18 protein-coding genes and 3 pseudogenes are annotated in these 20,804 nt (G+C 41.9%); 4 read left to right on the top strand and 17 right to left on the bottom strand.

From position 1 onward, the window contains the following. The first annotated feature begins 270 nt into the window (after positions 1-270). From EHE21_RS07485 to EHE21_RS07470, 4 genes are all read left to right on the top strand, one after another. On the top strand, positions 271-1,428 hold the full coding sequence (locus tag EHE21_RS07485; RefSeq protein WP_194952292.1) for an MFS transporter: 1,158 nt from the start codon (positions 271-273) through the stop codon (positions 1,426-1,428). Between the two features lie 293 nt (positions 1,429-1,721). Continuing rightward, positions 1,722-2,822, top strand: coding sequence for an alkene reductase (locus EHE21_RS07480; protein ID WP_194952291.1), 1,101 nt, complete (start codon positions 1,722-1,724; stop codon positions 2,820-2,822). A 66-nt stretch (positions 2,823-2,888) separates the two neighbouring features. Further along, the gene (locus EHE21_RS07475; protein WP_194952290.1) at positions 2,889-3,836 is read left to right on the top strand and encodes an alcohol dehydrogenase catalytic domain-containing protein; all 948 of its coding nucleotides are present in this window, start codon (positions 2,889-2,891) and stop codon (positions 3,834-3,836) included. Between the two features lie 191 nt (positions 3,837-4,027). Beyond that, positions 4,028-4,927, top strand: a complete 900-nt coding sequence (locus EHE21_RS07470; RefSeq protein WP_194952289.1) for a LysR substrate-binding domain-containing protein — start codon at positions 4,028-4,030, stop codon at positions 4,925-4,927. 26 nt (positions 4,928-4,953) lie between these two features. Here the strand turns inward: EHE21_RS07470 and dkgB are convergent, their stop codons facing one another. The 17 genes and pseudogenes from dkgB to EHE21_RS07390 form a co-directional block, all read right to left on the bottom strand. Then, positions 4,954-5,757, bottom strand: coding sequence for a 2,5-didehydrogluconate reductase DkgB (dkgB, locus tag EHE21_RS07465; RefSeq protein ID WP_194952600.1), 804 nt, complete (start codon positions 5,755-5,757; stop codon positions 4,954-4,956). A 487-nt stretch (positions 5,758-6,244) separates the two neighbouring features. Further along, positions 6,245-6,393: pseudogene (locus EHE21_RS18890) on the bottom strand (IS3 family transposase); the annotation flags it as partial. A gap of 214 nt (positions 6,394-6,607) precedes the next feature. Continuing rightward, a complete protein-coding gene (locus EHE21_RS07460) occupies positions 6,608-8,005 on the bottom strand; it encodes a hypothetical protein (RefSeq protein WP_194952288.1) in 1,398 nt (465 codons plus the stop codon). 656 nt (positions 8,006-8,661) lie between these two features. Further along, positions 8,662-11,838: pseudogene (locus EHE21_RS07455) on the bottom strand (host specificity protein J); the annotation flags it as partial. 14 nt (positions 11,839-11,852) lie between these two features. Beyond that, positions 11,853-12,503, bottom strand: a complete 651-nt coding sequence (locus tag EHE21_RS07450; RefSeq protein WP_052026895.1) for a tail assembly protein — start codon at positions 12,501-12,503, stop codon at positions 11,853-11,855. Beyond that, positions 12,407-13,135, bottom strand: coding sequence for a C40 family peptidase (locus EHE21_RS07445; RefSeq protein ID WP_194952286.1), 729 nt, complete (start codon positions 13,133-13,135; stop codon positions 12,407-12,409). Before EHE21_RS07445 ends, EHE21_RS07450 begins: the two co-directional genes overlap by 97 nt. A 21-nt stretch (positions 13,136-13,156) precedes the next feature. Beyond that, positions 13,157-13,861, bottom strand: coding sequence for a phage minor tail protein L (locus EHE21_RS07440; protein ID WP_194952285.1), 705 nt, complete (start codon positions 13,859-13,861; stop codon positions 13,157-13,159). Positions 13,862-13,913: 52 nt separating this feature from the next. After that, a complete protein-coding gene (locus tag EHE21_RS07435) occupies positions 13,914-14,489 on the bottom strand; it encodes a zinc ribbon domain-containing protein (RefSeq protein ID WP_194952284.1) in 576 nt (191 codons plus the stop codon). 94 nt (positions 14,490-14,583) lie between these two features. Next, complete coding sequence (locus EHE21_RS07430) at positions 14,584-14,913, bottom strand: phage tail protein (RefSeq protein ID WP_194952283.1); 330 nt, start codon at positions 14,911-14,913, stop codon at positions 14,584-14,586. Further along, positions 14,914-17,928, bottom strand: a complete 3,015-nt coding sequence (locus tag EHE21_RS07425) for a phage tail tape measure protein (protein WP_194952282.1) — start codon at positions 17,926-17,928, stop codon at positions 14,914-14,916. It lies immediately after the preceding gene. Continuing rightward, entirely contained in the window at positions 17,897-18,172 is a 276-nt protein-coding gene (locus EHE21_RS07420; protein ID WP_228766747.1) for a phage tail assembly protein T, read from the bottom strand. Before EHE21_RS07420 ends, EHE21_RS07425 begins: the two co-directional genes overlap by 32 nt. 65 nt (positions 18,173-18,237) lie before the next feature. Beyond that, positions 18,238-18,627 carry a phage tail assembly chaperone G gene (gene gpG, locus EHE21_RS07415; protein ID WP_194952281.1) on the bottom strand — a complete coding sequence of 130 codons (390 nt, stop codon included), beginning with the start codon at positions 18,625-18,627 and terminating at the stop codon, positions 18,238-18,240. A 71-nt stretch (positions 18,628-18,698) separates the two neighbouring features. Beyond that, positions 18,699-19,160: pseudogene (locus EHE21_RS07410) on the bottom strand (phage tail tube protein); the annotation flags it as partial. 11 nt (positions 19,161-19,171) lie between these two features. Continuing rightward, positions 19,172-19,567, bottom strand: a complete 396-nt coding sequence (gpU, locus tag EHE21_RS07405; protein WP_194952598.1) for a phage tail terminator protein — start codon at positions 19,565-19,567, stop codon at positions 19,172-19,174. Positions 19,568-19,569: 2 nt separating this feature from the next. After that, positions 19,570-20,130: a phage tail protein gene (locus EHE21_RS07400; protein ID WP_194952280.1), complete on the bottom strand. Its 561-nt coding sequence runs from the start codon at positions 20,128-20,130 to the stop codon at positions 19,570-19,572. Between the two features lie 9 nt (positions 20,131-20,139). Continuing rightward, positions 20,140-20,412 (bottom strand): ATP-binding protein, encoded by a 273-nt coding sequence (locus tag EHE21_RS07395; RefSeq protein WP_194952279.1) that lies wholly within the window; start codon positions 20,410-20,412, stop codon positions 20,140-20,142. Positions 20,413-20,423: 11 nt separating this feature from the next. Then, positions 20,424-20,765: a DUF2190 family protein gene (locus tag EHE21_RS07390; RefSeq protein WP_194952278.1), complete on the bottom strand. Its 342-nt coding sequence runs from the start codon at positions 20,763-20,765 to the stop codon at positions 20,424-20,426. Positions 20,766-20,804 lie beyond the last annotated feature (39 nt).

The following is a 20,804-nucleotide window of genomic DNA, read 5'->3' as shown; positions in this document are numbered from 1 at the left end:
CAATTTCACCGTAATTAACGCCCAATTGAAGAAACATTAGTCTGTCAGTATTGCCAGAGTTTCACCAATAATCACCATAAAATGAGGAACGATATGCTATTTTATCTCCCTCTTTCAATGAGTATATTTAAATAGCGCTAACAATCCTTTCATTGATTATTGCGATTTTAATAGAAATCATTTGCTGATTTGAGTAATTAATCCCTTAATTTTTTGTGACATACTTAACGAAATTCAGTCATCTGTTTCTCACTTATTATCGAGACAATAATGAAAATAAATCTTCCTCTATTTGCCCTTGCACTCGGTGCATTCGGTATTGGCACGACAGAGTTTTCCCCAATGGGATTACTGCCTGTTATCGCAAATAGCACTGGCGTTTCTATTCCTGTTGCCGGCATGCTCATTACCGCTTATGCCATTGGTGTCATGGTGGGCGCTCCAGTCATGACATTATTGTTATCTCATCAGGCGAGAAGAAAAGCACTGATGATTTTAATGTTTATATTTACGCTTGGAAACCTCTTATCTGCGCTTGCACCCAACTACGAATTTTTATTGCTATCACGAATTTTAACCAGTTTAAATCACGGTGCATTTTTCGGGTTAGGAGCTGTCGTGGCTGCAAGCGTTGTTCCTGTAGAAAAACAATCAAGTGCAATCGCCACGATGTTTATGGGATTAACCATCGCGAATATTGGGGGCGTTCCCGCTGCGACATGGATAGGGAATACGATAGGTTGGCGTTCTTCATTTTTAATCACCGCCGGTTTAGGGGTCATCACGATGATTTTCTTATGGATATCACTTCCTAAAGGCAATGCTGGCGTGCGTCCTAATGTTAAACAAGAGCTATCTGTGTTGATGCGTCCACAAGTGTTACTTGCACTCTTAACAACCGCGTTAGGTGCCGGTGCAATGTTCACATTGTACACCTACATAGCCCCAGTACTTGAGTATCTTGCAGATGCGAGTACAGGCGTGATTACGGTCATGTTAGTTCTGATTGGTGTCGGTTTCTCAATTGGGAACTATTTAGGTGGAAAATTCTCAGATCGTTCTGTCGATGGGACGTTAAAAGGATTTTTACTATTACTTGCCGCCATCATGTTACTGATGCCATTTATAGCACAAAACTCAATAGGTGCTACGTTTGCCATGGTCATCTGGGGAGCCGCTACCTTTGGTGTTGTTCCGCCATTACAAATGCGGGTGATGCGTGTGGCAAGTGAAGCTCCAGGGTTAGCCTCTTCCGTGAATATTGGTGCATTCAACCTTGGAAATGCCATTGGTGCCGTTGCAGGAGGTGCTGTGATTTCGGGCGGATTATCTTATGCCTATGTTCCGGTTATGGGGGCAATTATTGCAACCTTAGCATTAATTATCGTTTTGATAAATGCATATCAGCAAAAAACACAAACGAACTAATTCGCCTATGACAATTAGCCTTTCAGTAATGAGGGGCTTATTTTTTTAATATTCCAACTTGAATATATTGGGTATCTACGAAGACTTGGGCGCGCGCTAGAACGCGAATTCCCTTCAAATGCCCTTCGCCTCAAAATGCAGTGATGAATCGTGATTATTCTACTTTTCGCAAAAGTGTATTGTAATGAGTGATATTTATCTTGCATCTGCAATTGATTATATTTTTATCACTCAGTGATGAATTAATCACGTTTTAAGACAGATTAGCAAGAGATAAATACGGGAGCAGAATCATGTTATTTGAGCATTATAACTTACGTGGCTTACCATTAAAAAACCGCATTGTTATGCCACCAATGACTCGTTCACGAGCAGGTAAAGACGATATCGCCACTGAAATGATGGCTGAATATTATGCTCAGCGTGCCAGTGCTGGACTAATCATTAGCGAAGGCACTCAAATTAGTCGCCAAGGGCAAGGCTATGCTTGGACGCCAGGTATCTACACGCAAGCACAGATTGATGGTTGGAAAAAAGTCACCGATGCTGTTCATCAAGCGGACGGTAAAATCTTTGCACAGCTTTGGCACGTTGGACGCGTTTCCCACACCATTTTACAACCTGATAATGCCGCTCCTGTTTCCTCATCAGCTATTCAAGCTAAAGGGGTTAAAGTCTTTGTGGATACTGAAGGTCGTGGACCTGAAGATGGCGTTGGAGAGATGGTTCAACACTCCATGCCTCGCGCCCTTGAAACAGCAGAAATTGCAGGTATTGTTCAAGACTATGTTCAAGCTGCGCGTAATGCAATCGAAGCCGGTTTTGATGGTATAGAATTACACGCTGCGAATGGTTATTTAATCAACCAATTTATTGATTCACGAGAAAATCAACGCGATGACGAATACGGTGGTTCATTGCAAAACAGATTACGTTTTTTGCGTGAAGTGGCACAAAGCGTCTCCGATGCTATTGGTAGTGAAAAAGTGGGTGTTCGTTTAGCACCATTGACCACGCTGATGGGCTCTGAAGATGCGACACCAGAAGCAACTTATCTTGCCGCTGCCGCCGTCTTAAATGAGATAGGTGTTGCCTACATTCATATCGCTGAAGCCGATTGGGAAGATGCACCAGTTATGCCAATGGCCTTTAAAGAAGCATTGCGTATTGTTTTCCACGGTACAATGATTTACTCAGGGCAATATACTGCGGAGCGTGCGGAGCAAACATTAGCATCAGATTCAGCTGATTTGATAGGGTTTGGGCGTCCATTTATTGCCAATCCAGATTTACCTTATCGATTAGAACATAATCTTCCGCTGAATGAACCAATAAGAGAATTGTTCTTTGGTGGCGGTGCTGCGGGTTATATCGATTACCCGACAGTCAAATAAGTGATTCACAATAGCCTCTGTTCATCAAACAGGGGCTTTATTATTTCCAATATAAATCAGACCATTATGATAAAAAGCATAGAATACGATAGCTGGCAATATGATGCCTCTCAGCATTCCGTTATCCAACGTACCTCAATAACAAGAGAATTAGCGGATAATGAGATCTTAATACAAAATGCCGCAGCAGGCATAAACCCCGTTGACTATAAATTTATTCAGAACAACCCTCTCAACTGGGCTTCGGGGCATATCCCAGGCGTTGATGGAGCTGGTATTATTGTGTCTGTTGGACATAATGTCGCGTCCGAGCTGATTGGCCACCGAGTTTGTTACCATGCCCCTTTGTTAAAACCCGGTAGTTTTGCCCGATATACCATCCTCGATGCCAATAGTGTGATGATGATACCGGAAGAAATGTCATTTTCATTAGCGGCAGCGGCGCCATGCCCATTACTCACTGCATGGCAATCAGCTGAAAAAGTTCCCGTGAATAACGGCGAAAGTGTATTAGTTTCAGGGCTAGGTGCGGTTAATCAATTTTTGGTGCAGATCCTGCGACAGCGGGGTTTCCTTGTCGATGTTATTTCTGCGAGTGCCACACAAGACACCGCGACAAAACTCGGAATTAAGCAAATATTTAGACACCATTCGAAGGTTGATAAAACCTATTTTGCTATCTTTGATGCCACGGGTCCCGAATATGCGTCTTTATTAGTCCCACATCTCAAAGCGAATGGACATATTGTGTCTATATTAGGTCGAATTGAATTGCCTGTTGATCCTGCGTTTACAACGGCCATTTCTTATCACGAAGTTGCTCTGGCTGCCATTCATCAGTTTGGTGAACATATTGCAATTACGCAATTAATGTTGTCAGGAGAGGCATTAATCAAACAAATAATGACAGGTGACTTAATATGTCCTATTCCCGATACGTTTGCATTCGAGCAACTTCCTCAAGCCCTATTACACAGCGAAAACTCTCACATTAAAACGGTTGTGACCTTTTAGTAGTGCCCTGTCGTTTTACTTACTATTAACTTCGATAGAACAACACATCCAACGTACACAATCAAACGTATACGTTGGTTTTTTCGACAAGCACGTCCTCACTGTATTATCATCTCTCTCGAAATACGCATTTTCTATTAATCATATGAATTGGCACGCGTTAAGCACCTCAGATCTGAAAGGAACTTTGAATGAAGGCTACATCTGACGAAGCACATGTATTTATTGAAGTCGTTGAACAAAAAAGCTTTACAAAAGCAGCGGACAAGCTAAACATCGCCAACTCTGCGGTCAGCCGAACGGTCAAAAAGCTGGAAGAGAAATTGGGCGTTAATTTACTCAAACGAACAACTCGACAAATTGATCTTACTGCAGAAGGTGAACTGTATTTTCAACGAATGAAAAATGTATTGCAGGAAATGCAAACTATTGAGGATGAACTCCTTGATACACAAAGTTCACCCAAAGGCTTATTGCGTATTGATGCAGCAACGCCCGTCACTTTGCATCTCCTTATTCCGTTTGTTGCTATTTTTCGGCAGCAATATCCTAATATTGAATTATCACTCGTCTCTTCTGAGACATTTGTTAATTTGATTGAACGTAAGGTTGACATTGCAATCAGGGCTGGACAGTTAGCAGACTCAAGTTTACGAGCTCGTCCCTTATTTAATAGCTACCGCAAAATAGTGGCTTCACCTCGATATATTGAAACCACTGGCAAAATGACATCTGTAGCTGATTTACGTCACCATACTTGCCTGACATTTACAGAGCCAACATCACTCAATACTTGGCCAGTGAAGACCGAAAATGGGCTATTCGTTGATGTTGCTGATGGAATATCATCAAACAGTGGCGAAACATTATTGCAGTTGTGTGTTAATGGCGAAGGAATTGCCTGTTTGTCTGACTTTATGGTGAACGAAGGGATTAAACGTGGAGAACTGATTGAATTATTGCCTGATGAGATCCTGCCTATTCCATTGCCTTTTCATGCTGTCTATTACAGCGATAAGGTCGTCAGCCAACGAATTCGCGCTTTTATTGACTGCCTGACGACCTATTTAGATCTGATTGGCAAACCATAATCATGGCTTACCAACGGGAATAAACGTTAATCCCACTCTGGCGCTAAGCCTTCAGGGCTAACAAGACGATCATTACAATCCAGTTTTGCAATTGCATCACGATCTTCTTGGTCAAGCTGTAATTCTGTGGCTTTTAGGTTACTGATTAAATTTTCACGCTTGGTGGAAGATGGGATCACAGAATAACCTTCTCCCATCGCCCATGACAGAATAACCTGAGCTGGGGTTGCGTTATGTTTTTGCGCAATTGACTGGATAACATCATCTTTTAATGCCTTGCCGTACGCTAGTGTCATATACGATGTAATATGAATACCTAATTCTTTTGCTCGCTCAACCACTTTGCGGTTTTGCAGATAAGGTGATAATTCGATTTGGTTGGTGGCTATATTTTCCGCACCAACGACAGCAACTGCTTCTTCCATCAATGGAATAGTAAAGTTTGATACACCAATTTCACGGGTTAAACCTTGTTTTTTCGCTTCTAATAAAGCAAGCATGAACTCTTCAACAGAAACCGCATCATTTGGAGATGGCCAGTGAACCAAGGTTAGGTCAACATAGTCAGTCTGTAAATCATTCAGGCTTTTTTTCAAACTAGGGATCAGGTTATCTTTGCTTAAATTCTCAATCCAAATTTTGGTCGTAATATAGAGTTTATCGCGTGCAATACCACTTTCGGCAATTGCCTGCCCAACAGCAGCTTCGTTTTCATAGATTTGAGCGGTATCAACCGCACGATACCCAACATCTAATGCATTTTTTACTGACGCAATCACAACATCATCTTTTAAACGAAACGTACCAACACCTATCATAGGAACAGTCATTGTATTATCTCTCTTAAGTTTATTCATATTAATTATCAATACTCATTATTAGTTCTATCACTATTAATTGATAACTCACTAACAAATAACATTCTTGATAACTTGATGTTAAAAATAATAGGACATTAGGACTATTTTAAAAATAGTCATTCGCTCAATAATCTTTTGCTAAAAAGTCAATAATAAAATCGTGCTAAATGTAAATGCATGTCATTACATAAAAATAAAACAATCAAGCAGGCTGTAATAACGCTGTATTCATGTGAACCCAATAAATAGCAAACTCAATGATAAAAAATGAAAAAGGCATTATTACTATCGCTTTGGGCACGACTACCCATTGGGCACCCCCGTATTTCCCAAACCATTTCCAGTGCTTTGACTGTAAACCGACTATTAGGCGAAAACGACATAGGGTAACCAATTGATTTCTGAGCGAACAGGCCGAATACGACAACGAGATATGCCAACGTTTTCCTGTCCGTTAATCCTGTAACTGCTTTACCCACCAAGCCATACTGGAAAGACAAATATTCATGGCATTAGCTGAATCAGCGACTCTATAGTTCAGCTCCACAATTAGCTGGAAGTGTCCTCCCCCTTTTTTAATTCTGCACTGAAATTTCGTTTTTTCATTAAAGCACCTTTATTGTTACGAGATGATCATATCACCTCTATTCATGTGGATAAATTTATTAAACCACTATCCCCCCCCTAGGACTGATCTCCCGCAAATTATATGGGTAGATGTGAACAATGTCCGCTTCTGGCACAAAGCAGACTGCTGGCTCATATATAGCTCAATGCTATAACAGCATAAGTTATAATCTTGAGCCAGCACGGTTACTGGTTACACCAATATGTCACTCTTACCCAGCCCAAATTTAGCCTTTATCTCCTCTTCTTTTTGTCTGCGCTCCTCTTCCGCTTTCTGTGCTTCTTCCATCTCATGCATTCTCACGTTATAGATTGATTGCTCAGGCATCTGCACACGAACAGAGATAAAACGACCATCAGGGATATCAATCGGATCACCGTCATTGAAGCCGTCAATGTCATTACGGGCAAATTTAGGTGCATTAGGGTAAGTGCGGTGATACGTTTTAACGAGAATAGAGCCGTCTTTGTTAATTTTAGAGTTAACCCATATCAACGGCTGTTTATTGACATCGAGTGGAATTTCAATACCACCATCAACACCGCCCCATCCTGCATCTGAGTTAAAACCTAATACACCCTCGATAAGGTATTCGCCCTGAGCTACTCGAGTAACCGTAGCGCCTTCTGATTCATCGTTAGTAGTGAATGTGCCGTCTGGATTGATGTCGATGATTGGAGATGCACGTTTAATAAAACCATTACTGTCTACCGTTGTGTTTTTGGCGCTCCATATCGCATTCCAAGGTGTCGTAGTATCAACAACATCATTTGATGAACTGAAACGACTCATTAATATGCCAGATGTATTCATAAATAACATAGCTCGGCGATTTCCGTTATATGTAGATTGCCAGCCGGCACCATTACTTGGAAACCCTGGTGAACCAGAAGATGAGCCATAAAAACATGAGACTAATGATGGTTCGCTAAGACCTGCACCACCAATACCGTAATCACCAACTCCCATCAATGCTCTATTTCCTAATTTCGGATCTGGAAATGAGTAGAGACAGTTTGATACCCCCTCTCTTTTGATATAAATGTCAGGATGCCCACGGACTAACGATATCCATGCCGCATTACTCTCATTGTTATTTACAACCCCGATAGCGCTACTTAATCGTAATTCCCCCTCAACGCGCTGAATACCGCCTTTCTTAGTATCTAACTTATTAGCAATATCACCTTGCATCTTCTTAATGCTATCGAGTGTGACAATCTCACCATTTGGCATTTCAACTTTTGTCTGCCCTGTCTGAGTCATCCACGTATTCATTGCATCGAGAAAATACTGCGTATAACTATTAATAGCAACCATTGTTCTAGCTGCATCACTATTATTATCTGGCTCAGTAATATGAATTGAGAATGTTGTATTCGTTGCAGTCGCTAATGCCGGTTGTGCTAATACCAATTCAGTGTCGGAATTAACGGATTTAATCATGTAGGGAATATTAGTATTCCCTGATTTAATTAAAATCGTCATTCCGATATTAATGGCAGGATTATTATTTTTAAATTTAGTGCCAGTGCCTTTGACAATAGCAGACCCTGACACTGTGTTAACAGTGCCTGTTGTGTATATCATAATTTATTTCCTAGTGATTATTCTTTGGAAAAGGATGTTGACTCAAGCTTACCTGCATTGACGAGGAAGCCTTTTAAATTAGTAGTTATAACACCAGCTCCACGAGTGCTTGCGTTAATTGTAATTCGCTTGTTTACGGTACCGGCTTTAACAATAAATCCGAATGAACCAGTACACTCCAATCGCCCACCATTAGAGATAGTATTGGTTTCAACAAATTCGACTGCGTAATCAGTGTCATCAATTGTGAGGTATAAATGTGATTCCATTAATAATCTATCTGATGTGCTAATTAGTGATAAGTAAGGAAATGAAATAAACACATCATACGGCATGCCTCCAGCATAAATAATTGTTTCGCTAACATTCACGTATCCCTCACGACTCAGGTTTTGAGTATTTTTTTCACCTGAAAAATGATAGCTTGAATTCACATCCCCTAATAATTTTTCAACATAAACAGTTCCCGTGAAATTACCATCTGCGCCATCGATAGTCCCTCTAAATGTCCCATTATTAAATTCAGCATCACCGGTATTAGCATCAAGATAAAACCCATCCTTGCCAAATTCGTAATCCTTGGATTTAATAGCTTCAGATAACACCATTTCACGAACATTCGCTTTATCTAAAAACGCCTCCTTGATAAGCAATTGCCCATTCTTGGCGTACATGAATAATTCCATCTTGCCGTTTACAGGGTTATACCAAGCGAAATTATTAGCGTTATAACCTATGAAACTTTCGAGCTTTCCATTCTTAACTTGAGCACTAATGACCTGACCTGCTGCATTGTATTTAGTGCCGTTATGAACAATCGTGATATTAATTGAGTGAGTGACAACACCGTCACCAGATTGACTAAATTCAGCCTGCATTTTCTGGTTAATCATGCCCTGCTGTTTGCCGAATTGGGCTTGTACCTGCTCTTCGGATTTAGCCATGGCTTTATTCGTTTCAGATATCGCCTCCTTATTTGTCACGACATCCGCAGCAATACGCCCCATTTCCTTATCGGTGTTGTCTAATTTCTGGTTGGTGTCAGCTAAATTTTGGTTAGTTGCTTTTAACTCTGTGCGGATTTCCGTAGTTGTTTGACCGAAGGCTTTATTTAGCTCAGTAATTGAAGTTTGAGTCTCTTTAATTGCAGATTTGTTGTCACCAACAGCGGAGTAAATTTCTTTAACTTCCTGCGCCCATGCTTCGTTATCCGTTGCACGGACTTGCCATAGCTCTTTGATCCCAGCCTGTGATTGACCGTGTTTCACTAACAAACTGCGTGATAGTTGAGAGTCAGCATTACTAAGAATAATTGCTGTCTCAGCATTCCAATCTAATTTTTCACTGAGTTGCTTTCCGGCCTCAGTTGTCATAAATTGGCCGTCTAGTTCATCAAGTATTTCTTTGGTGTTACTATTAGGCTCCCCTTTGGCTTCAACAAACACTGATTTTCCAACGGCATTCACACTACGAACATAAATATAATAGATATGCCCTGCCTTTAGGTTGCGCCCTTGAATAACCCACATCGTACTGACACCTAAATATTCAGCGCGACTTTCTACTTCGCGAATATCCGTGATCTGCTTTTCTGAAAACCAAAACTCATACTGTGCGCGTAAGCTATTTTGACCACCAGAACGAGGAATAATACCCAAGCTAAAATAACCTGATTCCACTTCAATATAACTGGGTGGCAAGGGTGGATTAATCGCAAATGAGGTTGTGGCCACCTCGCCTTTTTGTTTCCGATCATTTTGAGGCACGACGGATAAAACATAATTTCCTTGAGGCAAACCACCAAAACGATACATCGTATCCGTGGTTGATGCCGTGCCGACAATGCGATCACCCGTAGTGAGTTTTAATAAAAAGTCGACTCCTCGACTGGAATAAGGCGTGTTCCAACTCGCCTCCACTTGCCACGCACTCGCATCCGATTCGATATCCACGGAAAGGCTTTCAACCGGTGGAATAAATCCCCCCAATGGCGTATCGGGCTTAGGCTCAAACTTAGCGCCTTTATCTACAATCGCCTCTTTTTCTGGCGTGTGTTGCACTGCAATAACCGTAAAACTGCCATCTCCGTTATCAGCTAAGCTGATAGCGCGAAATAATCGGCGACGTAAAGACGGAAGCGTCAACGTCCAAATTCCGCCCTCGCGTAACCCTAACGGTAAAGTATCCAGCTTTATTTGATTGGATGCGGGATAGCTCAACACTTCATAAGATTGTGGATCACCTTGTGCATTGATGAGCGTAACGCTTGATTTACCGCTTTGGGGTATGTCGATATTGCGATCTAAGGTTAATGTTTGAGCGAGATAATCAATGTGTGTCAGACGCCCACCAATTTGATTATCTGCGTAGTAGTTATCGGCAATTTCGATAATATCACCCGGCATATGACGCAAGCCTTCACTGCCAACAGTAAACTCAACCGTCTGTGTCTCTAATTTTTCCGTGGTTAATAACCAAAGACCATGCCGATGAGCTTGCCCTCTGCTAGTGCAACCAAAGGCATCGACGCGCATCACATTACGCCCAAAGCGGGCAATACTGGCATCATCTTCAACCAGCTCAACACTGGTTTTCCAGCCATTATCAGGATCAATAAAACGAACTTCGACAGCGGTATGACGCGATTTTAATGCACTAAAACTATACTGAAAGTTACCATCTATCACATTGGCGTTGGTATAAGGCCACACCACATCAGACGGTCTATCTTGAATAAAGGTTAATGTTCGCCCGTTCCAGACTGGCATAATGCGCATCATGGCACACATATCGCCCATGACATCATAGGCTTTCCGCATATCCGTAATGTAGGCATTACACGTCATACGGGGCTCTTTTCCACCAAAACCATCATCAACCTGCTCATCACAATAACGACCGATTGCATACAGGGCGAATTTATCGACTTCACTAATATTAAGACGTTTCCCCATGCCATAACGCGGATGGGTTAATAAATCCCATAATATCCATGCGGGGTTATTGGTAAATGCCGGTTTAAAGGTGCCATCCCAAATTCCTGTATAAACCCGTTTATCCGGATCATAATTGCTGGGTACCTGAATAATACGACCTTTAATTAAATAATTACGGCGAGGAAATTTATTGCCAAACTGTTCACTATCAAACATTAATCCTGCAACGGCAGACCCCGGATAGGTTTGTGAAATATCCACTAACTCAGAATAGCTCGACCAAACGGTATTATTTTGAATTTTGTCAGAAGTGCTGTCTTGAGTGATACGGATCATGCGTACACTAAACGGAACGGGCGGTAAATCATCCAACACAACGGCCATCAAATAAGGTGAGTTAGAGCGTTTGCCATTAATCGTGACATTTTTCTCCGTTATCCATGCGCCGTTGCGCTGAACTTGGATCTGCAATTGAACAGAAGTGGGTACGCGATCACCATTATCTTTGGTTTCAACCAGTGCTTGTGTGCCAAAGGTTAGGCGTAAGCGGTCAATATTAGGCGAGGTAATGGTACGTGTAACGGGTGAGTTATATTTAACCTCAATCCCCACTGGCACTTCATTCGCAGACGCCGTAAAGCCACTCATTGCCGGCTGTTCTAATGTGCCCGCCCGCCATTGTGCATACATCCCATTAATCGTGCTATTGCCAGAGCCGTCTATCACAGGCGTATCATCCAAGTAAATACACCCTAAATCATCCATCGAGCCTTGAATATGAATAGGGCCTTCAATTGGCCCCTCACTGATTAAATCAATTAATGAGGCTTTTTGACGTGATGTTAAATCGTTTGGTGCCTCATACGGTGTTCTTTGACCGCCACCACCTTTACCCATAATACAAGCTCCTCTTAACCACCGTGTTTGCCGGCATCGATATCTTCACCGTCACTGTCATCCATAATTTCAACGGATTGTGAAATGACGCGTGAACCACACATAATTTCGCCATACGCAATGGGCACCGGCATTCCTTGAGCAACCGCGTTATCAAGATTACTAAAATAGGTATTGCCTTTTTCTTCATCGCCACGAGATAAATTAGGAGGTTTAGGCGCGGGGATCAGCATTTGAGCGACACCCCCAATCATCATGGCAGCACCACCTGCCATCAAAGAAGTCGCCACTGTTGCGGAGATCCACGCAGGTCCCCACCATCCCAATGAAAATAAGGCAGCACCCGCAACAAACTGAAAAACGCCGACGTTTTTAGCCCCTGATAATTTCGGCACAATATGGACGACCGCGTTATCAGGTAAGGTTTCATTGAATTTTTGGTGAACTTCTTGCGGGGAAATATCGGTACCCGCAATACGGACTTGATACCAACCCTCACGAATGGCGAGGCGTAATGCGGGGATTTGAATAAAAAGCGCGTGAAGCCCTTCAGAGGCAGTATTCACATTTAAATCAAAGCGACGTCCAAATCGTTGCAAATTCCCGTAAAGTCGGAAGGTTGCCAATCGCGGTAACGCCAAATTGAGTGCGTCATTCGTTGCCATCGTTCGTTATACTCCTCGCGTTTGCTAAGTTGGTTTGGAATGTGATGCAAAATCGTTTGATTGCCTAAATAGATCCCCGCGTGATTAGCGCGAGAGCTGGCATAACAACACAAAATAATATCGCCGGGTTGGGCTTCTCTTTTTACCTGCCGAAAACCACTGCTCACCATATTATCGAGGTACAGTTCTTTGCCTTGGCGCCACCAATTATCATGTCGCTCAAAGTCAGGCAATTCATGTCCTGCCAAATGGTAAGCATCACGAAACAACCCATAACAATCTGTTGAGCCATGAATAAATTGGCGACCTAAGAGATGAGGCACTGGCTGATAGCAGTGAATTTTTTCATCACAGACCACCCACCACGGCAATGCGCTGTTCACCTGCAGTTGTCTATCTAATGTGCTGAGGTACTGTTGGCCTTCAGGATGACTATGCACAACCGCGATCACCTCGCCCTGCTGTTCGGCTCGAATAAAATCATCAAAAGAAATCGTAAAGTGGTTTTTCGGATCAGCATGCTGATTAACGCAAGGTAAATACTGTTCACCCTGTGCGGTACTTATCAATAAGCCACATGCTTCTAAGGGCGCTTGCTCTTTTGCCTGCGCCAAAATTGCTTGTTCAATCATAAGAAATACCTTAGGAGGGAATTAATTATTACCAATACGAGAAGTGGAAACAAACGCACCTATACGTGATTCATTTTTTCGTAACTTACAGTCACTCAGACGCTTACCGCATTTATCATTTAACGGATCGGTGGTTGGTTTTCCCCATTCATCGGCAACAGGAGGCCCTTTGTATCCGCATTCTTCAGAGCGATATCCCCAAGGACAGATATCCGACAAAATCACGCGACCAGGAAGCATCAATCCGTCGGTTTCACTGGGTGTCGCCAACATAAAGGTAGCGGTTACTGAATTTAAACTGGTCATCTGCTCAATGATCCAACGTGTCACAATCTCTTGTGATGGGTCAGCATTAGGATTGCCTTGGGGAAAATTTACTGCATCTAAAAATTGTGTGCTGACAATGCGACGCACCACCAGCCCACCGATTGCACTATCTAGCTGAGTGGCAATCCCTGTAATCAGCCCGAATAAATTCGACAATGTAATAGTGGGTCGCCCTGATGGGCCTTTGCCATTAAAAGAAAACCCCTCACCTTTCACGGGGTAAGGCTCATAGGTATTTCCTTGCCAGATTAACGGCTCTTTACGTTGATTGAGTCCATCAAAAAAGCGGTACCGAATACCGCCTATTTTAGTTAAATCAAATTCGTAAAGCTCAAGCAAAGCATCAGTTGAGGAGAGTTCGGTAACACTAATTCGCATTTCAGGAGGAATATGTTGCATATTAGCTCCAATAAAAAACCCGCCGAAGCGGGTTATAATTGACAGATTGAGACTACTTATTTAATTCATGAATAAAATGTTTTACTTTTCTCTTAAATGATTCATGAACTTCTTCTGGGATAGCTTCCATCATTTTATTAATATCACTTTCAGATAAACACAATAATTCCTTATCGTTATTGTATTTTTCAGAAAGAAAAGAAACAAATTTCTCAACACCATCCTCATCTATCATATAGTTATCTTTTAATTTGATAACAATATCTGAAGGAGAAACTGTAGTAATACTTTTTTCATCCTTATTTTTACTCAATAAGTCACTTCCACAATGTTTACATTTTATAGCTTCCGGGTGTATATCTTCAGCACAGTATGGACATCTTACATATAACACGCTTGTAGAATTAGCTGTGTCGTGAGGCTGTTGCTTTCGACCACTGAACACCACCATCATTAATCCACAAAAAATCATAAAACAGCTAATTAAAATATAATTTTGCTTATCTGACATTAAACCAATGTTATTTACGCGAGCCCCATAGCCAGTGGGAACACTGACATCCATATTAAAAGCAGCAAACGCTGCTATAATGCCGACAACCAATAAAATCCTTCCGAAACCTTTCATTGTCTCCCCTAATATTAGATTAATTTACCTTATATTAGCTTGGACTGGGCTTAAAATGAAGTAAACGAAAATCTCTCGAAGTGGTTTGCACTAATTAAAATACGATTTGCTCAAACTCAGCCGTTATTTCAGTTCTAATCATACTAACTGAAGACGACCATTTTCGACATAGTACCTTAATTAAATCTGATTGATGAGGAGGCTTCCATAAAAATACGGTAACACCGGCGTGTTTTTCTAAAAATGATTCAATCTGCAAGCTTTCACTATTTATATAGATCAGCGTTACATTGTATTTTTTTAGATTACTATTAATACCGTCAGGGCGACGCTGTTCGTAGCCGTCGCCAAATTTCACTGATTTTACTCGAGGCTCAAACTCCTTTTTCATATCAGGTTTAACTTTCCACTTAAATGTTTCCATCTACATAGCTCCACCATCCCGGCGCTGGCTCATAATATAGTCCTGAGCACCACGTTTACTGATTTCATAAATCTTTTTCAAGGCTTCAGGCCCTATTTGACCATTGCTACCATCATTTTGAATAGTTATATGGTTTATCTGAGTAACACCTACTCCTTGATTAGGCATTTTCGCAATAACGCCCAGCTTTCCATCAGCGCCACGGCGCAAAGGGAAAATACCTTCTGGCCCAGCCTCTCCCATCAAGCCTGCGCCTTTCGCAAATGCAAACATGGTAGGCTTATGCACGATCTGCCCACTGTAAGCGCTTAGGCTGGCTGAGTTGTAAACCCCGCCGTCCGCATTCGCAACGGGGGCACCAAAACCAAACCCCATCGCCTCTATTCCTTTAACTAGAGACATTTTAATTAAAATATCCGTTAACATTTTAAGAATAGATTTTGTAAAGTCTTTGAAATTGGCTTCACCTTCAAATAATACGTTAGTTAGCTGGCTACTAAACCCATTAAGGGTCATAGAAGTGGCATTTTGCACTTGAGAGTTAACATCAAGCGCGGTGTCTTTATAGTTACCCCATGCCGTTTGGGCGCCAGCTAACCAATCAGCCCGTTTCTGATCTTCAACTTCATAAGTTTTTTGTTGCTCAGCTAACATATTATTTAGCTGTGGATTCTCTTTTTGGCCTGCAAGAAGTTGAGCGCGTTCTAAGTAACGTTGTTGCTCTCTTGCTGATTTACCCATACTTTCTTCAATCGCTTTACGTTTTTCCGATTGCTGAGCAATATATTTATCAGCCTGATCTTGCATCTTATTTAAGCGTTCTTGTAAGGCAACCTTATCACCTTCTATCGCTAATGCTTCCTTTTGAATTAGGATACTTTCCTTATTGGCTAATAGCGATTTTTCAACATTATCTAATCGACGAGTCAACTGTGCTTGTTCTAAGATTGCAAATTGTGCCTGCTCTTTTTGAAAGTCTTTTCGTTGCTGACTAATAACATCATTAGCACCTTTGTGATCTTCAAGGATTTTCAATTGAGCTTGCAATGCTAATAAATCTCGAGAGGCTTTTTCCTCTTCACGAACACCAGCTGGCACAACGTATCCCTTACCTTTCCCTGTACCCGGCATTTGGCGATCTCTTAAACGAAAATTAATCATCGCCTTAGCTTCTTCATACTGTTCTTGTGTTAGTGCATGTTTTTCTTTTTCTAATTCCGCTAATTTTTGTAACCTTTGAGTCTCCCAACTAAAGTAACTCCTCCACTTTTCCTGAGTTTTAATTTGGTTAACTTTAAACTGCTCATTGTCTTTTTCTGCTTGGGCTTGGGCATTTTTTAGGTCTATATCAGCTGCCTGATCTTTCAATTCTTTTAAATGAGCCTTAACATCATCAATTGTTTGACCTGTTTTGTCATAATGCAGTTTTTCAGTAAATGGGTTTATCTGAAAATTAACCAGCATTTCTTCATGCTCACGGATTTCATCCTTTAATGTTCTTGTTCGGTAATAATTCAATGCGGCATCTTTGGCGTCATTTGTTGCTTTTTTAATATTGAACCAGGCTAATTCTATTCCCTCCAACTTGTTGGGGATCTCAATGGCGCCATCATTTATAGCTTGCGCATAAGCATCAATCGCCAATTTAGCTGCTTCCGTTTTATTACCTTGTAACTCTAACGTTCGAATTTGCTCTAATTGAGCCGCAGTCAAATGATGATTAGACTTTTCCAATTCAAGCGACATTTGAAGCGGTTCATCCTGCAGGCGTTTAAACTGATCAATCGTGGTATCAATCGCCTGCCCTGTGATGTAATTCATCTGTGCGGCCGCTTTTGAAACACGGGAAATCTCATTATTTGAAAATACGCCTGTACCGACAACACTCGAAATGGATGATGCCATTTCACCACGCGTAATACCGCCACCAGCCAGTGTCCGTGCCATTTCATTTAATTGGCTCGCGGATTTATTTGCGTAGTTACCTGTTAAGATCAACTGCTTATTAAATTGAGAAAACTCTCTTTCTGCATCATAAGCTAATTTGGCAACGCCCGTTAGACCGGCAGTAATTCCTCCCCAAATACCACCACGAACCAGTGAGCCCATATTAAAGGAGTTGGCAATACCTTGAAGACGACCAGATAATGACTTGCTGTTTTTATCAAACTCTTTAGTTTCTTTGTTCGATTCAGATAATCGACGAATATAGATCTCGGCTGAAGAACTGACGCCAAGTTGAGAAGCTTGATAACGCAACATCTGTTCACGACTTAAATTTTGAGTGGCAACCTGTTCTTTTAGTCGCTGAATAAACCGTGTTTTTTGTTGTGTTAGAGACTCTTCTTCTCGGCGTAACTTCATTGACTCTGAAGTAATAGCAGAAATAAGCACCTGATAATCGCGCTGATGGATAGTGCCTTTTTTCACTTCTTGGTTTAACTGAGCCTGAATCGCTCTTAACGCCGATTCACTGCCGGATAGGCCTTTAACGGCTTCAATTTGTTTATAATATCTCTCAGTATTCGCGTCTTGCTGATCTTGTATTGCCCTTATTCTTGATTTAGTGACATTCTGAATTTCGGCAAACTGCTCACCTGTAATTTTGAGCTTGTCATAAGCCTTTGTTGATTTATTTAAAACCTCAGTGAGTTGTTCGAGTGCATTTCTCGTTTGCCCAACACTTTGAGCTTGCTCTAAAAAAGCATCGGCTTGTTTGCGTGATTCAATAGCTGCACGCGCTTCTTCCTGTGCGATCCGCTGATAATAATCCGCTCGTTGTTGCTGAGAAATTTCTTGTTGATTGTTAAGTTCTTGAAGAGATTGCGCAGTACTCTCTGCAGAACTGCGAGCAGATTGCGCTTGCTGTTCAACCAGTTGAGCCATGCGTCGTTGACTGGCTTCTGCTTTTTCTGCGGTTTCTTGCAGTTGACGTTCAACACGCCCCATTTGCTGGCTGAAATCTGCTGTCTCAGCGCCTAAGTTAATCGTGAGATCGGCTATTTGTTGGCTCATATCGTACTCCGCCCGCTATCCCTTCACTGACCGCCATCATGGTTTCATCGTCCATATCAACAGCGGGTTTTCGTAACAACACGCTAAAATCCTCTGGCGATAAATTATCACTGCCACCAAAAACACTGGCGACAGTGAAGTTAAGTCCAGAAAAAGCATGATCAATGAGTTGGAGGGTGAAGGGAGTTTCATTAAAGAAGTGTAACCAATCAGCGAGTTCAGTCGCTGTCATTTCGCTGAGCATCCTGCGCCAATCAGCACGTTTAAATTCATGTGACAAACGCAGGATAAATTGATGTTCACGGGCGACTACTTTTCCAGTGACTCTTCCTGTGCATCACTGTGAATATTTTCATTTTCCGTGTTTTCAGTTTGCGCCATTCCGCTAATCACCAACACCTCTTTAGCTGCGAGACCGAGTGCTTCAGGATTCCATGTAGAAAGAACATCATTATAAATTTGTTCAACATCATCTGATCCACCGTGCGCTAATGAACGAGACACTAACCAGGCATTCGATTCTGTGTTTGCACGAATAATCAGGGCGGTTTTTTTAACGCCTTCCACTTTTTCAATATCGTCATTTTTTTCTGCTTGCTCGACTAAAAAATCAAAGTATTCAATGCGTTGTAGTGCTGATAATTCATATAACGCAACAGAATTACCACCATAAGCAAACTCTTTTTTCTTTAAAAACATACTGTTACCTTTTATTCATTGTCTTTTTTAATAACGGGCGCACTTTTTCCTTGCTCTGACGCTGATTTAATTTCTTCAGCAAGAGCTGGACGACCACTATTAGTGATCTTAATCGTGCGGGTAATTACTTCTTTTGCGGGCACTGTTTTTCCAAGCGAACTAACCCAGCCACGATAAATATCAACCGCCCCATTCGGATAACGAATGCGATAGTGACGAACATCACCCAGTTGGAACCAATCAACCAGATCTTTTTGTCCTTGCTCACCCGGCTTCCATGCCAGCGTAATATTGGCTTCACCTGCTGATTTTTCCCCCTGAGCAGTCGCTTTCCAATCTGCATCTTCATCGTCAAGATAGGTATCGTCATAACTGTCTGCGGTAATTTCACCCGGCTGTAACTCTTTAATTTTCGCCAGTCGCGTCCAATCTGTATCATCAAACGGCGCTTTTAATGGATCTTCGGTACCGCTATAAATCCAAAGCGTGGTACCAGCACCTTTTACGGGTGCCAATGGGTTTGGTGTAGGCATAATGATTCCTTTTACATTGAGTAACTAATTTGATAATTGAGATCGACTGAACCCCATAACCCCATTTCTTCATCACGATGGTAGTCGTAGCCATTAGGGGTCATATTTTCGATAAGATCGGACAGTGCGGGAATGGAGGTCAGTGCGGGATAAATCACAGCTTCAACCCATTTATCTAATTCAGCATCAGGGCTATTCGCACTGAGAAAAACTTCTATGTGAACAATCGCTTGCCAGCTATCTTCATCGAGGTTTTCACCTGTTGAGGTAGCATCGGTGATATACACAGCAATCGCTGGGAAGTCGTTTTCATCCACAAAAAAAGGGCGACCATCAAATACTGTCGCCCCATTGGCATGAGGCTCAATTGCCTCTTTAATTGCGTGCCGGATCTGCGTGTGCTTGATCACTAACCCCTCCCTTTTATATAAAGCCGTAATTGTTGCTTTAATGCCGATGCCATTTCTTTAGGCATATCAGATTCAATAAGCTTCTCTGACTCTTCGGTGTAAGCCGTTGTTAACGGTGTGACGAGCGGAATTTTAACTACTTCGATGGGATAACGACTTTTCCCAACGCGCTGAAGAATATGCCAGCGCCCATTATCAAGCTGTTGAATAAAGGCATTAGGAAAAGAAAATTTGCCCACTTTCAACACACTCCCTGCTCCTTTCTGATTACCTCGTTTTCTTGATAGTTGAACGCGAGCACTACCCAAAGCAATAGCGGGTAAATTACCCCGGTTTATCACTAATCTAGCACGAGGCGTTTTATAGCGACTGCTCGCTCGACTAAGTCGAACACGTTGACGGATCAGGCGTTGAGGCACTTTGGTTTCAGCTGAAACCCGTTTAACACTATGGCTAATGACACGGCGAGCAACACGGTTGATCGCCATTGCCGTTGCTTTCGGTACCATTTCATCATTAATGCTATTCAGGTTTTTAATGGCTTGCTCTAATCCTTTCATATCACCCACCTATTTAATCCAAATATGGGGTTTACCATTAAACTTTTGATATCGAGTAATTTGGTAAGTTTTCCCATCAATTTCAACAGTATCCTTACGGTCAGGTTGATAGGTTGACGAAAAAATAACATAACTCACCCCATCACCACTTATCGGACCCAATTCAGGGATAAAGTGAGATTCGAGTGCTTGATAAAAAACACCATTAATACGGATGGGAATCCCCATCCGTTCTTCGGTCACGTTATCCATTCTTTTTACCAACCGTTCAAATGAATTCATCGTTTCCTACCTTATGGCGTACCCGCTGGTGCGAACACATTGAGTTTAACCGTAACATTTTCACTCGATGCATCCGCATCATCCCAAACCACACCAGCAGGTGTGCCACCTGTATCCACCACGATATTGTCTTTAACGGACGCCGTAGTGCCGGCTTTTAAGGCAATTCCCGCCTTCTTGTTCAGTAAGAAAACACCTTCTGAGAAACCATCACCTTTCTCACTAGGGTGAATATCCGTGATCGCAACACAAGCAATAGTGCCAACGTGTACCAGTTGACCACTTTTAATGATCTCTTTTGTGCTGTTAATCACGGCAATTGTGCCACCCTGTTGTACATAATTTTTAGCCATAAAAACTCCTTCCGATGCCGAAGCACCGGATTTTAGATA

Source organism: Proteus sp. GOKU, from assembly GCF_015475555.1.
Taxonomy (GTDB): Bacteria; Pseudomonadota; Gammaproteobacteria; order Enterobacterales; family Enterobacteriaceae; genus Proteus; species Proteus mirabilis_B.
This window is presented reverse-complemented; position numbering and strand designations above follow the sequence as displayed.

Bases quoted from the DNA above. Each gene is read 5' to 3' on its own strand.
- EHE21_RS07485 (WP_194952292.1), top strand. From the start codon at position 271: ATGAAAATAAATCTTCCTCTATTTGCCCTTGCACTCGGTGCATTCGGT.
- EHE21_RS07480 (WP_194952291.1), top strand. From the start codon at position 1,722: ATGTTATTTGAGCATTATAACTTACGTGGCTTACCATTAAAAAACCGC.
- EHE21_RS07475 (WP_194952290.1), top strand. From the start codon at position 2,889: ATGATAAAAAGCATAGAATACGATAGCTGGCAATATGATGCCTCTCAG.
- EHE21_RS07470 (WP_194952289.1), top strand. From the start codon at position 4,028: ATGAAGGCTACATCTGACGAAGCACATGTATTTATTGAAGTCGTTGAA.
- dkgB (WP_194952600.1), bottom strand. From the start codon at position 5,757: ATGACTGTTCCTATGATAGGTGTTGGTACGTTTCGTTTAAAAGATGAT.
- EHE21_RS07460 (WP_194952288.1), bottom strand. From the start codon at position 8,005: ATGATATACACAACAGGCACTGTTAACACAGTGTCAGGGTCTGCTATT.
- EHE21_RS07450 (WP_052026895.1), bottom strand. From the start codon at position 12,503: ATGGCAACGAATGACGCACTCAATTTGGCGTTACCGCGATTGGCAACC.
- EHE21_RS07445 (WP_194952286.1), bottom strand. From the start codon at position 13,135: ATGATTGAACAAGCAATTTTGGCGCAGGCAAAAGAGCAAGCGCCCTTA.
- EHE21_RS07440 (WP_194952285.1), bottom strand. From the start codon at position 13,861: ATGCAACATATTCCTCCTGAAATGCGAATTAGTGTTACCGAACTCTCC.
- EHE21_RS07435 (WP_194952284.1), bottom strand. From the start codon at position 14,489: ATGAAAGGTTTCGGAAGGATTTTATTGGTTGTCGGCATTATAGCAGCG.
- EHE21_RS07430 (WP_194952283.1), bottom strand. From the start codon at position 14,913: ATGGAAACATTTAAGTGGAAAGTTAAACCTGATATGAAAAAGGAGTTT.
- EHE21_RS07425 (WP_194952282.1), bottom strand. From the start codon at position 17,928: ATGAGCCAACAAATAGCCGATCTCACGATTAACTTAGGCGCTGAGACA.
- EHE21_RS07420 (WP_228766747.1), bottom strand. From the start codon at position 18,172: ATGCTCAGCGAAATGACAGCGACTGAACTCGCTGATTGGTTACACTTC.
- gpG (WP_194952281.1), bottom strand. From the start codon at position 18,627: ATGTTTTTAAAGAAAAAAGAGTTTGCTTATGGTGGTAATTCTGTTGCG.
- EHE21_RS07400 (WP_194952280.1), bottom strand. From the start codon at position 20,130: ATGAAAGGATTAGAGCAAGCCATTAAAAACCTGAATAGCATTAATGAT.
- EHE21_RS07395 (WP_194952279.1), bottom strand. From the start codon at position 20,412: ATGAATTCATTTGAACGGTTGGTAAAAAGAATGGATAACGTGACCGAA.
- EHE21_RS07390 (WP_194952278.1), bottom strand. From the start codon at position 20,765: ATGGCTAAAAATTATGTACAACAGGGTGGCACAATTGCCGTGATTAAC.